The organism is Pantoea sp. M_9, from assembly GCF_008631385.1.
Taxonomy (GTDB): Bacteria; Pseudomonadota; Gammaproteobacteria; order Enterobacterales; family Enterobacteriaceae; genus Pantoea; species Pantoea eucrina.
Map to the genome: position 1 here is coordinate 1 of NZ_VWUF01000026.1, position 12,441 is coordinate 12,441.

Annotated in this window: 13 protein-coding genes; 11 read left to right on the forward strand and 2 right to left on the reverse strand. The window is 57.8% G+C overall.

Annotated elements, in window-relative coordinates; translation table 11 throughout:
- The 4 genes from F3I15_RS18390 to F3I15_RS17985 form a co-directional block, all read left to right on the forward strand.
- Nucleotides 1–200: hypothetical protein (locus F3I15_RS18390; RefSeq protein ID WP_223810733.1), on the forward strand; the 200-nt coding region annotated here is incomplete at its 5' end.
- 16 nt (nucleotides 201–216) lie between these two features.
- The gene (locus tag F3I15_RS17975) at nucleotides 217–675 is read left to right on the forward strand and encodes a DNA polymerase III subunit chi (protein WP_039382327.1); all 459 of its coding nucleotides are present in this window, start codon (nucleotides 217–219) and stop codon (nucleotides 673–675) included.
- Between the two features lie 5 nt (nucleotides 676–680).
- Nucleotides 681–3,536 (forward strand): valine--tRNA ligase, encoded by a 2,856-nt coding sequence (locus F3I15_RS17980; RefSeq protein WP_150018809.1) that lies wholly within the window; start codon nucleotides 681–683, stop codon nucleotides 3,534–3,536.
- Nucleotides 3,537–3,603: 67 nt separating this feature from the next.
- The gene (locus tag F3I15_RS17985; protein ID WP_150018811.1) at nucleotides 3,604–4,110 is read left to right on the forward strand and encodes a GNAT family N-acetyltransferase; all 507 of its coding nucleotides are present in this window, start codon (nucleotides 3,604–3,606) and stop codon (nucleotides 4,108–4,110) included.
- Nucleotides 4,111–4,120: 10 nt separating this feature from the next.
- Here F3I15_RS17985 and F3I15_RS17990 read toward each other — a convergent pair whose 3' ends face one another.
- Nucleotides 4,121–4,882, reverse strand: a complete 762-nt coding sequence (locus F3I15_RS17990; protein WP_039382319.1) for a tRNA-(ms[2]io[6]A)-hydroxylase — start codon at nucleotides 4,880–4,882, stop codon at nucleotides 4,121–4,123.
- A 55-nt stretch (nucleotides 4,883–4,937) separates the two neighbouring features.
- Nucleotides 4,938–5,363, reverse strand: a complete 426-nt coding sequence (gene rraB / locus F3I15_RS17995; protein ID WP_039382316.1) for a ribonuclease E inhibitor RraB — start codon at nucleotides 5,361–5,363, stop codon at nucleotides 4,938–4,940.
- Between the two features lie 163 nt (nucleotides 5,364–5,526).
- Here rraB and argF point away from each other — a divergent pair, with 163 nt between their 5' ends.
- From argF to F3I15_RS18030, 7 genes are all read left to right on the forward strand, one after another.
- Nucleotides 5,527–6,534 (forward strand): ornithine carbamoyltransferase, encoded by a 1,008-nt coding sequence (argF, locus tag F3I15_RS18000; protein ID WP_150018813.1) that lies wholly within the window; start codon nucleotides 5,527–5,529, stop codon nucleotides 6,532–6,534.
- A gap of 229 nt (nucleotides 6,535–6,763) precedes the next feature.
- Nucleotides 6,764–7,699 (forward strand): aspartate carbamoyltransferase, encoded by a 936-nt coding sequence (pyrB, locus tag F3I15_RS18005; RefSeq protein ID WP_039382311.1) that lies wholly within the window; start codon nucleotides 6,764–6,766, stop codon nucleotides 7,697–7,699.
- Between the two features lie 13 nt (nucleotides 7,700–7,712).
- On the forward strand, nucleotides 7,713–8,177 hold the full coding sequence (pyrI, locus tag F3I15_RS18010) for an aspartate carbamoyltransferase regulatory subunit (protein WP_094110682.1): 465 nt from the start codon (nucleotides 7,713–7,715) through the stop codon (nucleotides 8,175–8,177).
- An 80-nt stretch (nucleotides 8,178–8,257) separates the two neighbouring features.
- On the forward strand, nucleotides 8,258–8,644 hold the full coding sequence (ridA, locus tag F3I15_RS18015) for a 2-iminobutanoate/2-iminopropanoate deaminase (protein WP_039382308.1): 387 nt from the start codon (nucleotides 8,258–8,260) through the stop codon (nucleotides 8,642–8,644).
- A gap of 141 nt (nucleotides 8,645–8,785) precedes the next feature.
- Complete coding sequence (nrdD, locus tag F3I15_RS18020; protein WP_150018815.1) at nucleotides 8,786–10,924, forward strand: anaerobic ribonucleoside-triphosphate reductase; 2,139 nt, start codon at nucleotides 8,786–8,788, stop codon at nucleotides 10,922–10,924.
- Nucleotides 10,921–11,439: an anaerobic ribonucleoside-triphosphate reductase-activating protein gene (gene nrdG / locus F3I15_RS18025; RefSeq protein ID WP_150018817.1), complete on the forward strand. Its 519-nt coding sequence runs from the start codon at nucleotides 10,921–10,923 to the stop codon at nucleotides 11,437–11,439. The genes nrdD and nrdG overlap by 4 nt, the downstream gene beginning before the upstream one ends.
- A gap of 66 nt (nucleotides 11,440–11,505) precedes the next feature.
- On the forward strand, nucleotides 11,506–12,027 hold the full coding sequence (locus F3I15_RS18030) for a type 1 glutamine amidotransferase domain-containing protein (RefSeq protein ID WP_039382303.1): 522 nt from the start codon (nucleotides 11,506–11,508) through the stop codon (nucleotides 12,025–12,027).
- The last annotated feature ends 414 nt before the right edge of the window (nucleotides 12,028–12,441 follow it).

Sequence of the window (12,441 nt, forward strand, 5' to 3'; positions counted from 1 at the left end):
ATGGCGCCCGGGTTGATACGCGTACGGGACGTGATGACGTTCAATACGGTGCGGTGTTTGACCAGGGGCGCATAAATGCGCCCCCTGTGGCGGCGTTTTTTCCCGTGATGACGCCATTAACAACATCTCTGCTGCTGATATCGGCCTTAATGTTGGACGCACGCCGCGCGCTGACGCACAATGCTCTCTGTTGTTACTGATGGAATTGAGCCCGCCATGAAAAACGCCACCTTCTATGTTTTAGAGTCAGAAAGCGCCAGTGATGGCCTTAGCGCTATTGAAGCGCTGGTGTGCGATCTGGCTGCTACCCGCTGGCGTGAAGGCAAACGTATCCTGATCGCCTGTGAAAGCGAAGCGCAGGCGAACCGGCTGGATGAGGCGCTCTGGCAGCGCCCGGCTAACGCCTTTGTGCCGCATAATCTGGCGGGTGAAGGCCCGCGCTACGGTGCGCCGGTAGAGCTTGCCTGGCCGCAGCGCCGCAGCAGTGCGCCGCGCGATTTGCTGATCAGCCTGCTGCCGGCATTCGCAGATTTTGCCACCGCTTTCCATGAAGTGATAGACTTCGTACCGTATGAAGAATCCCTGAAACAACCGGCGCGCGATCGCTATAAAGCCTATCGTAGCGTTGGTTTCCAACTGAAAACGGCGCCACCACCCCCGCCGCAAACGACATAGCAGAAATGGACAAGACATATAACCCGCAAGATATCGAGCAGCCGCTCTACGAGCACTGGGAACAGCAGGGCTACTTTAAACCTAATGGCGACACCAGCCAGGAAAGCTTTTGCATCATGATCCCGCCGCCGAACGTCACCGGCAGCTTGCATATGGGTCACGCCTTCCAGCAGACCATTATGGATACCATGATCCGCTACCAGCGCATGCAGGGTAAAAATACCCTGTGGCAGGCGGGCACTGACCATGCCGGTATCGCAACGCAGATGGTTGTGGAGCGTAAGATCGCCGCCGAAGAGGGGAAAACGCGCCAGGATTATGGTCGTGACGCCTTTATCGATAAAATCTGGGAGTGGAAAGCGGAATCAGGCGGCACCATTACCCGCCAGATGCGCCGCCTCGGCAACTCTGTGGACTGGGAGCGCGAGCGCTTCACCATGGATGACGGCCTCTCAAATGCGGTGAAAGAAGTCTTTGTGCGCCTTTATAAAGAGAACCTGATCTACCGTGGCAAACGCCTGGTAAACTGGGACCCTAAACTGCGCACCGCTATCTCCGATCTGGAAGTAGAAAACCGCGAAAGCAAAGGCTCGATGTGGCATATCCGCTATCCGCTGGCGGATGGCGCGACCACGGCAGACGGCAAAGATTATCTGGTTGTCGCCACCACCCGTCCGGAAACCCTGCTGGGCGATACCGGCGTTGCCGTCAATCCGGAAGATCCACGCTATAAAGATCTGATCGGCAAAGAGCTGATCCTGCCGCTGGTAGATCGTCGCATTCCGATCGTGGGTGATGAGCACGCCGATATGGAAAAAGGCACCGGCTGCGTGAAGATCACCCCGGCGCACGATTTCAACGACTATGAAGTGGGTCGTCGTCACAAGCTGCCGATGATCAACATTCTGACCTTTGACGGCGATATCCGCAGCCGTGCCGAGGTGTTTGACACCAACGGTGAAGCGAGCACCGCCTGCTCCGATGAAATCCCGGCGGCGTTTCAGGGTATGGAGCGCTTTGCCGCGCGTAAAGCGATTGTCGCTGCCGTGGATGAAGCGGGCCTGCTGGATGAGATCAAGCCACACGACCTGACGGTGCCGTACGGCGATCGCGGCGGCGTGGTGATTGAGCCGATGCTGACCGATCAGTGGTACGTGCGTACCGCCCCGCTGGCGAAAGTCGCGGTAGAAGCGGTAGAGAACGGCGACATCCAGTTTGTACCGAAGCAGTATGAAAATATGTACTTCTCCTGGATGCGCGATATTCAGGACTGGTGTATTTCACGCCAGCTCTGGTGGGGGCATCGCATTCCGGCGTGGTATGACAACGACGGCAACGTCTATGTCGGCCGCACCGAAGAAGAAGTGCGTCAGGAAAATAACCTGGCTGCAGACGTGGCGCTGCGTCAGGATGATGACGTGCTGGACACCTGGTTCTCCTCCGGCCTGTGGACCTTCTCTACCCTTGGCTGGCCGGAGAACACCGAAGCGCTGCGCACCTTCCACCCCACCAGCGTGCTGGTGAGCGGCTTCGACATTATCTTCTTCTGGATCGCGCGCATGATCATGCTGACCATGCACTTCATCAAAGATGAAAACGGCAAGCCGCAGGTGCCGTTTAAGACCGTCTATATGACCGGTCTGATCCGCGATGAAGAGGGACAAAAGATGTCGAAGTCGAAAGGCAACGTCATCGATCCGCTCGATATGGTTGATGGGATTTCGCTGGAAGCGCTGCTGGAGAAACGTACCGGCAACATGATGCAGCCGCAGCTGGCGGAAAAAATCCGCAAGCGTACCGAGAAGCAGTTCCCGGACGGCATCGTGCCATCAGGCACTGACGCCCTGCGCTTTACGCTGGCCGCGCTGGCCTCAACCGGGCGCGATATCAACTGGGATATGAAGCGTCTTGAAGGCTATCGCAACTTCTGTAATAAGCTGTGGAACGCCAGCCGCTTTGTGCTGATGAATACCGAAGAGCAGGATTGCGGCCAGCAGGGTGGCGAACTGAAGCTGTCGCTGGCGGATCGCTGGATCCTGAGCGAGTTTAACCGCACGGTGAAAGCATACCGTGAGGCGCTGGACAGCTATCGCTTCGATATCGCGGCCAATATTCTGTATGACTTCACCTGGAACCAGTTCTGCGACTGGTATCTGGAGCTGACCAAGCCGGTGATGAACAGCGGCAGCGAAGCGGAGCTGCGCGGCACGCGCAACACGCTGGTAACGGTGCTGGAAGCCCTGCTGCGTCTGGCACACCCGATTATTCCGTTTATTACGGAAACTATCTGGCAGCGCGTAAAAGTGCTGAAAAACATCGATCACGACACCATTATGCTGCAGCCGTTCCCGCAGTATGAGGTGGCGAATGAGGATACAGCAGCGCAGGCTGATATCGAGTGGATGAAGCAGGCGATTGTGGCAGTGCGTAATATTCGTGCTGAGATGAACATTGCGCCGAGCAAGCCGCTGGATGTGCTGCTGCGCGACTGCTCCGCTGATGCACAGCGTCGCGTGGAAGAGAACCGCAACTTCCTCTCCCGTCTGGCGCGTCTCGCGAGCCTGACGATCCTGCCGGCGGGCGACAAAGGTCCGGTCTCTGTGACGAAAATCGTCGAGGGCGCAGAGCTGCTGATCCCGATGGCCGATCTGGTCAACAAAGAGGCGGAGCTGGAGCGTCTGGCAAAAGAGCTGCTGAAGCTGGATGTTGAGATTGAGAAGATCCAGACCAAGCTGGCGAACGAAGGCTTTGTGTCGCGTGCTCCGGAAGCGGTAGTCGCGAAAGAGCGCGAGCGCGTGGCGGAGATGGAGCAGTCAAAAGCAAAACTGATTGAACAGCAGGGCGTGATTGCGGCATTGTAATCGCTTAAGACCTGTTCGTTAACCGAAGCCGGGCTCTGCCCGGCTTTTTTATCACCGGAATTCTGCCATGAGCACCCTCACCTCACTGAATCTGCAGGTCCGCCCGATCTGCGCCGCGGACAACCTGCCGATTGCACAGGTGATCCGCACGGTGTCAGCCGAGTTTGGCCTGACCGCGGATAAAGGCTATACCGTCGCCGATCCTCAGCTTGATAGCCTGTTTGAACTCTACAGCGTCCCAGGTAGCGCCTACTGGATCGTGGAGCTGGAAGGCAGCGTCGTGGGCGGCGGCGGCATTGCGCCGCTGGCGTGCAGCGCGCCCGATATCTGCGAACTCCAGAAGATGTATTTTCTGCCGCAGGTGCGCGGGCTCGGCCTGGCGCGTGAACTGGCGCTGCGCGCGCTGGCGTTTGCGCAGGCGCAGGGGTTCCGCCGCTGCTATCTGGAGACCACCGCCAGCCTGACGCGGGCGATTGCGCTTTATGAAGCGCTGGGATTTACGCACATTGACCGCGCCATGGGCTGTACCGGTCACGTGGATTGCGAAGTGCGGATGCTTAAAGCGCTGGCGTAAATGCCCGCACTCAGAACGCGGGCACGCCGCTGTGAAAGCGCAGTTCCGTATCCGGCTCGCCGATCAGGCGCGCTTCCGCTGCGCCGATCGCCTGCACGCGCGGTGTAATATCGCGCGGTGAGATCTGCGCTGCCAGCGCCAGGTAGTCCTGATAGTGACGCGCTTCTGAACGCAGCAGCGAGATATAGAACTTCTCCAGCTGCGCATCAAGATGTGGTGCCAGGCTGGCAAACCGTTCGCAGGAGCGCGCTTCAATATAGGCGCCGCAAATCAGTTTATCCACCAGCGTATCGGGCTCATGGGTGGTGACCTCCCGCAGCAGCCCTTTTGCGTAGCGGCTGGCGGTGATTTTGCGGTAAATCAGACCGCGCGCCTGCATGATCTCCCATACCTGATAAAAGTGGTGCAGCTCCTCTTTGATCAGCAGCACCATCTTCTCCACCATCTCATCCGCCCACGGCAGTTCGTTGCGCACGATAACGCTTTTGGTCAGGTTTTTATGCGCATTGATGAAGTCGCTGCTGTGCGCTTCGCCAAAGACAAACGCCTCATAAGGTTCGAGCCACGCCAGAATCGCCTCGCCGCTCGGTTTATCCGCCACATATTTACGGATCAGCCATACGGCGGTCTGCGCCGCTTTCAGCTCACATACCATGTGATCGGTCAGCAGCAGCGTGAGGTTTTCCGGCTTGCGCGCCTCTGCGATCCACGCCTCAGGCGTGCGGCAGTGCAGGAACTGGTGAATAGGTGCTAATAGCGGGGCGTAATTCATCGGTGGTCTTTACGGGCAGGTAAGTAAAACGGGCAGCGTGCGCCGCCCGGTACGATCAGTGACGGACGCCGTTATCCTCGCCGTCATCATCCATCTCTTCATCTTCGTCTTCGTCATCTTCCGCGTTGGGATCTTCGAAGTAGGTGCCCCAGCCGTCATAATCGACGTTATATTTGCCCACCAGGTTCACCAGCTGCTCAACCTGCGCATCGATCAGTTCAGGTTTCAGCGCGGATTCGCTGAGGATATCCACACACATTACCGTAGTGCCATCTTCCAGCTCCAGCTCTTCCGGCTCGGTGACTTCATAGCCCAGCTTAAACGCATCAACTGCCGCTTTTTCCAGCGAGTCGAAGTTGTTGCAGGAGAGATGATGTTCAATGGTGTAGAGCGCGTCCGGATCGCTTCCGTCATCCAGCAGCTCTTCGATGATCAGACGCGTCTCTTCGCGCTGTTCTTCCAGCAATGCTTCGTATGCCATGGGTGAGTCCTCAAAATGGTGGCAGTGAATGCAATTATTTTCCCATACTGCCTCGCGCGCCACTACACAAAACAGAAAGTTTATTTGCGCCGGGCTTGAAAATGAATATTCATACCATTAAATTGAATTTTAATTCATTATTAAGCAGCTTACGGAGCAAAGCATGAGCCAGTTATATTCGAAACATTTCCTGCGGTTGCTGGATTTTACTCCGGCAGAGATCGCCAGCCTGCTGTCGCTGGCCGCTGAATTGAAGCAGGCCAAAAAAAGCGGCAGTGAACCGCGCTACCTTACCGGCAAAAATATTGCGCTCATCTTCGAAAAAGACTCGACCCGTACCCGATGCTCTTTCGAAGTTGCCGCTTACGATCAGGGTGCAAACGTGACCTATCTCGGGCCAGGCGGCAGTCAGATTGGTCATAAAGAGTCGATGAAAGACACCGCCCGGGTGCTGGGACGCTTCTATGACGGTATTCAGTATCGCGGCTATGGTCAGGCATTGGTGGAAACCCTGGCTGAACACGCCGGTGTGCCGGTGTGGAACGGTCTGACCGATGAGTTTCACCCTACGCAGCTGCTGGCCGATCTGCTTACGATGCAGGAGCAGCTGCCGGGTAAAGCGCTGAGCGACATGACGCTGGTGTATGTGGGCGACGCGCGCAATAACATGGGCAACAGCATGCTGGAGGCCGCCGCGCTGACGGGGCTCGATTTGCGTCTGGTAGCGCCTGAAGCGTGCTGGCCGGAAAGCGGGCTGGTGGAGACGTGCCGGGCCGCGGCGGCGCAAACCGGCGGCAAAATTACGCTGACGGAGAATATCGCCGAAGGCGTACAGGGCGCAGACTTTATCTATACTGACGTCTGGGTCTCAATGGGCGAGGCGAAATCGGTGTGGGAAGAGCGTATCGCTCTGCTGCGCCCCTATCAGGTTAACAGCGCGATGCTGGCGCTGACCGGTAATCCGCAGGTGAAGTTTCTGCACTGCCTGCCCGCTTTTCACGATGACAAAACCACGCTGGGCCAGCAGCTGGCGGCGCAGTACGGGCTGGAAGAGGGAATGGAAGTCAGCGACGAGGTATTTGAGTCGGCGCACAGCGTCGTATTCGATCAGGCGGAAAACCGCATGCACACCATCAAAGCGGTGATGGTGGCTACGCTGGCTCAGCGCTGATTAACGCCAGGCAAACGTTTACTTAGCGCTTGCTGCCCGCCCGCGAATGCGTATAATGCGCCACAATTTGCCGGAGGAAATATGCCACAGCGCCAGCCACATTTTGCCGCTCCCGTCCGCCTGAACGCAGGCGGCACCGCTGTTTCTTTCCGCTATTCACCGATCGTAATAAAGCCCCTGTAAAGGGGCTTTTTTTTGTCCGCTATCCGGCAGCACTGAGGAGAAAGCTATGGCTAACCCGCTATATCGCAAACACATCATTTCCATCAACGATCTCAATCGCGATGAACTGGAGCTGGTGCTGCACACCGCTGCCCGGCTTAAGGCGCAGCCGCAGCCTGAGCTGCTGAAGCATAATGTGATTGCCAGCTGTTTTTTCGAAGCCTCTACCCGGACCCGCCTCTCGTTTGAGACGGCGATGCATCGCCTGGGCGCATCGGTGGTCGGGTTCGCCGACGGCGGTAATACCTCGCTGGGCAAAAAAGGCGAAACGCTGGCCGACACCATTTCCGTCATCGGCACCTACGTTGACGCTATCGTGATGCGCCATCCGCAGGAGGGTGCGGCGCGTCTGGCCACGGAATTTTCCGGCGGCGTACCGATCCTCAACGCCGGCGATGGTGCGAATCAGCACCCGACGCAAACCCTGCTCGATCTCTTTACCATTCGTGAAACGCAGGGGCGGCTGGATAATCTCAGCGTCGCGATGGTCGGCGATCTGAAATATGGCCGCACCGTGCACTCGCTTACGCAGGCGCTGGCGAAATTCACCGGCAACCGTTTCTACTTTATCGCCCCGTCTGCGCTCGCCATGCCTGCCTATATCACCGATATGCTGGATGAACAGAACATCGTCTGGACGCGGCATGACAGCATTGAAGAGGTGCTGCCTGAACTCGACATTCTTTATATGACACGTGTTCAGAAAGAGCGTCTCGATCCGTCAGAGTACGCCAACGTTAAGGCACAGTTCATTCTGCGCGCCGCCGATCTGCACGGCGCGCGCGGCAATATGAAGGTGCTGCATCCGCTGCCGCGCGTGGATGAGATCGCCACCGACGTCGACAGCACGCCCCACGCCTGGTATTTCCAGCAGGCAGGTAACGGCATTTTTGCCCGCCAGGCGCTTCTGGCGCTGGTACTGAATAGCGAACTGACAGACTAAGGAGCCGACGATCATGACCCAGGATAATAAACTGCAGGTAGAAGCGATTAAACGCGGCACGGTAATCGATCATATTCCCGCCCAGACGGGATTTACGCTGCTGTCGCTGTTCCGCCTGACGGAAACCGATCAGCGCATTACCATCGGCCTTAACCTTCCTTCCGGCGAGATGGGACGTAAAGATCTGATCAAAATCGAGAACACTTTTCTTACTGAGGATCAGATCAATCAGCTGGCGTTTTACGCGCCGCACGCCACGGTAAACCGTATCGAAGAGTATGAGGTAGTCGCCAAAATTACCCCAACGCTGCCGGCGCGCATTGAGCAGGTGCTGACCTGCCCGAACAGCAACTGTATCAGCCGCAGCGAGCCGGTTTTTTCCAGCTTTGCGGTAAAGCAGCGTGAAGATGATATCCACCTGCAGTGTAAATATTGTGAGAAGTCGTTTGCCCGCCATGTGGTGCTGGGTCACTGGTAATCATCTGACCGCTCCCTATAATGGGAACCCTTGCTTACGCGGCGGGCGTCCCGCTGGCCGCGCACTTCTGAGGAGAAACGATGTCTCGCGAAATCAGTACGGAACAGGCTCCCGCCGCTATCGGTCCCTATGTGCAGGGCGTGGATCTCGGCAGCATGATTATCACCTCCGGACAGATCCCGGTCGATCCGGCAACCGGCGCGGTCGCCGATGACGTGGCAGCCCAGGCGCGCCAGTCGCTGGAGAATGTAAAGGCGATTGTTGAAGCAGCCGGTCTGCAGGTTGGCGACATTGTCAAAACCACGGTCTTTGTCAAAGATCTCAACGACTTCGCCACGGTTAACGCTACTTACGAGGCGTTTTTTACTGAGCATCAGGCCAGCTTCCCGGCGCGCTCCTGCGTGGAGGTCGCCCGCCTGCCTAAAGATGTCAAAATTGAGATTGAAGCGATCGCCGTACGTCGCTGATCCCCTGCCCCTCTCCCGGCCGGGAGGGGGGACTCACCACTTCCTTGCGGCGTATCAAGCCATACGCAATTAATCCCGCCCGGACACAACATATAGTCATTACACTAGCTGAAATATCTATATATAGCTCAGGAGTGGTGAATGGCGACGACGGTTATAAAACGCGACGGCTGCAGAGTCCCCTTTGATATACAGCGTATTGAACAGGCCATTGCGGCGGCGGCAGAGGCAGTGGCGCAGTACGATCCCGCCTGGTGCCGGGCGCTGGCTGAGCAGATTGGTCAGCAGCTGGCCGCGCGCGCGGAAGTCGATATCCATGAGATCCAGCTGGCGGCGGAAGAGGTGCTGATGCATGCCGGTAAACCGGCGGTGGCGCGCGCATGGATTGAGTATCGCCACGACCGGGATCGGGCGCGCGAGCAGCGCAGCCGGCTTCATCACGCGATCAGGGGGCTGGTGGAGCAGACCGACACCGCGCTGCTGCATGAGAATGCGAACAAAGACAGTAACGTCATCCCGACCCAGCGCGACCTGCTGGCGGGCATCGTGGCAAAACATTATGCGCAGCAGCATCTGCTGCCGCGTGCGGTGGCCCAGGCGCATGAGCGCGGCGAGATCCACTATCACGATCTCGATTACGCCCCCTTTTTCCCGATGTTCAACTGCATGCTGGTCGACCTGCGCGGCATGCTGACCCGGGGCTTCAAAATGGGCAATGCGGAGATCGAGCCGCCGAAATCGATCGCCACTGCCACCGCCGTCACCGCGCAGATCATCGCGCAGGTCGCCAGCCATATTTATGGCGGCACGACGCTTAACCGCATTGATGAAGTGCTGGCGCCGTTTGTGGAATTAAGCATGGCGAAGCATCGGCAGGTCGCAGCGGCGTGGCAGATCGCCCGCGCGGAGGAGTATGCCCGGGAACGCACTGAAAAAGAGTGCTTTGACGCGTTTCAGTCGCTGGAATATGAAGTTAATACGCTGCACACCGCCAACGGCCAGACCCCGTTTGTGACCTTTGGCTTCGGGCTTGGCACCTGCGAAGCTGCGCGCATGATCCAGCGGGCGATTCTGCACAACCGCATCGCCGGGCTGGGTAAAAACCATAAAACGGCAGTATTTCCCAAGCTGGTTTTTGCCATCCGCGAAGGGATTAATCGGCGACCGGGCGACATAAATTACGATATTAAACAGCTGGCGCTGCGCTGCGCCGCTAAACGCATGTATCCCGACATCCTCAATTATGATCAGGTTGTGGCGGTGACCGGCTCATTTAAAACGCCGATGGGCTGCCGCAGCTTTCTCGACCGCTATGACATGCAGGGAGAACCGGTTCATGACGGGCGCTGCAACCTCGGCGTGGTGACGATCAATCTGCCGCGCATTGCGCTGGAGGCGCAGGGAGATGACGCTCGCTTCTGGCAACTGCTCGATAAGCGGCTGGCGCTGACAAAGCAGGCCCTGATGACGCGTATTGCGCGTCTTGAACGCACCAAAGCGCGCGTGGCGCCGATTCTCTACATGGAGGGAGCGTGCGGCATACGGCTGCAGGCGGATGAAGAGATTGGCGTTCTGTTCCGCAACGGACGCGCGTCGGTTTCGCTTGGCTTTATTGGTCTGCATGAGACGCTGAATGCGCTGAGCGGTAATGCGCAGCACCCTTACGATTCGCCCGCACTGCAGGCAAAAGGCGTGGCGATTGTTTCCCGCCTGCGCGCAGCGGCCAGCGCGTGGAAAGCGGAGAGCGGCTACGGCTTTAGCCTCTACAGCACGCCGAGCGAAAACCTGTGCGATCGCTTCTGTCGCCTCGATGCAGCGGAATTTGGTGTGGTTCCGGGCGTGACAGATAAAGGCTACTACACCAACAGCTTCCACCTCGATGTAGAGAAGAAGGTGAATCCGTACGACAAAATTGATTTTGAAGCGCCCTATCCGGCGATCAGCAGCGGCGGCTTTATCTGTTACGGCGAATATCCCAGCCTGCAGCACAATCTAAAAGCGCTGGAAGACGTCTGGGACTACAGCTATCACCGCGTGCCCTATTACGGCACCAATACGCCGATCGATGAGTGCTACGCCTGCGGCTTCAGCGGCGAGTTCAGCTGCACCAGCAAAGGCTTTACCTGTCCCGCCTGCGGCAATCGCGACCCCGCCCGGGTTTCCGTCACGCGCCGCGTCTGCGGTTATCTTGGCAGCCCCGACGCCCGTCCCTTCAATGCCGGTAAACAGCAGGAGGTGCAGCGACGCGTGAAGCACATGAGTGGCAGGCTGCCGAAATGATGCGTATCCATGGCTATTATGACATTGACGTGGTGAACGGACCGGGCACGCGCTGCACGCTGTTTGTCGCGGGGTGCGAGCATCGGTGCCGGGGCTGCTATAACCCGCGCACCTGGCGCACCGACACGGGCACACCCTTTACGCTGCAGATGGAAGAACAGCTGATTGCCGATCTCAGCGATACCCGCGTACCGCGTCAGGGCTTATCGCTCAGCGGGGGCGATCCGCTGCATCCGCACAACGTACCGCATATTCGCCGGCTGGTGCGTCGCGTGCGGCGTGACTGCCCCGGTAAAGATATCTGGCTCTGGACCGGCTATGAGCTGGCTGAGCTTTCTGCCGCTCAGCGGGTGATACTCGACGCTATCGATGTGCTGATTGATGGCCGCTTTGTTGAGGCTGAAAAGGATGCACGGCTGCAGTGGCGCGGCAGTCGTAATCAAAAGATCTGGTGGTTACGCCAGCCGCCGCCCGCGGAAGACATTACGCCGTCGGGCTTGCGTTTCACCCAATAGCGTCCAGACTTGTCAGGTCACTCATGCAACGAACCCTGCGTTCGTGAACCACATGGAGAAGAGAAGATGGGCAAGAAAATAGCGGTTCTGATCACCGATGATTTTGAGGATTCTGAATTTACCTCACCAGCGGATGCTTACACCCAGGCGGGCCATGAAGTGGTCACCATTGAGATGCAGGCAGGAAAAACGGTAAAAGGTAAACAGGGCAAAGCGGAAGTGAAGATTGATAAAGATATCGATCACGTCAGTGCAGCAGAATTTGATGCACTGCTGCTGCCGGGCGGCCACTCCCCCGACGCACTGCGCGGTGACGATCGCTTTGTCAATTTCACCAAAGAGTTTGTTGCCAGCGGCAAACCAATTTTCGCTATTTGCCACGGTCCGCAGCTGCTGATCAGCGCCAACGGCGTGCGCGGCCGCAAGATGACCTGTGTGAAAGCGATTGCGATCGATCTGCGTAACGCGGGTGCCGATTTTTACGATAAAGAAGTGGTTGTGGATGATGACAAGCTGGTCACCAGCCGCACCCCGGAAGATCTGCCGGCATTTAACCGCGAATCGCTGCGCATCCTGAGCGCATCATAATATCCCGGCCGCCCGCAGTATCCAGGGCGGCACGATACATCTCACCCAGGGGCGGCATTTATGCCGCCCCTGCGGTTGTACGACCTGTAGGGGGCGCATTTATGCGTTCCTGGTTGATGCGATATACCTGACCCAGGGCGGCATAAATGCCGCCCCTACAATTGTACGATACCTGACCCAGGGCGGCATAAATGCCGCCCCTGCAATTGTACGATACCTGACCCTGGGCGGCATGAATGCCGCCCCTGCAAATGCACGATACCCGACCCAGGGCGGCATGAATGCCGCCCCTGTAATTGCACGATACCTGACCCTGGGCGGCATAAATGCCGCCCCTGCGGTTGCACAATCTGTAGGGGGCGCATTAATGCGCCCCTGGTGTATGCGATATACCTGACCCAGGGCGGCATAAAT

Coding starts and splice junctions, on each gene's coding strand:
- F3I15_RS17975 (WP_039382327.1), top strand. CDS start 217: ATGAAAAACGCCACCTTCTATGTTTTAGAGTCAGAAAGCGCCAGTGAT.
- F3I15_RS17980 (WP_150018809.1), top strand. CDS start 681: ATGGACAAGACATATAACCCGCAAGATATCGAGCAGCCGCTCTACGAG.
- F3I15_RS17985 (WP_150018811.1), top strand. CDS start 3,604: ATGAGCACCCTCACCTCACTGAATCTGCAGGTCCGCCCGATCTGCGCC.
- F3I15_RS17990 (WP_039382319.1), bottom strand. CDS start 4,882: ATGAATTACGCCCCGCTATTAGCACCTATTCACCAGTTCCTGCACTGC.
- rraB (WP_039382316.1), bottom strand. CDS start 5,363: ATGGCATACGAAGCATTGCTGGAAGAACAGCGCGAAGAGACGCGTCTG.
- argF (WP_150018813.1), top strand. CDS start 5,527: ATGAGCCAGTTATATTCGAAACATTTCCTGCGGTTGCTGGATTTTACT.
- pyrB (WP_039382311.1), top strand. CDS start 6,764: ATGGCTAACCCGCTATATCGCAAACACATCATTTCCATCAACGATCTC.
- pyrI (WP_094110682.1), top strand. CDS start 7,713: ATGACCCAGGATAATAAACTGCAGGTAGAAGCGATTAAACGCGGCACG.
- ridA (WP_039382308.1), top strand. CDS start 8,258: ATGTCTCGCGAAATCAGTACGGAACAGGCTCCCGCCGCTATCGGTCCC.
- nrdD (WP_150018815.1), top strand. CDS start 8,786: ATGGCGACGACGGTTATAAAACGCGACGGCTGCAGAGTCCCCTTTGAT.
- nrdG (WP_150018817.1), top strand. CDS start 10,921: ATGATGCGTATCCATGGCTATTATGACATTGACGTGGTGAACGGACCG.
- F3I15_RS18030 (WP_039382303.1), top strand. CDS start 11,506: ATGGGCAAGAAAATAGCGGTTCTGATCACCGATGATTTTGAGGATTCT.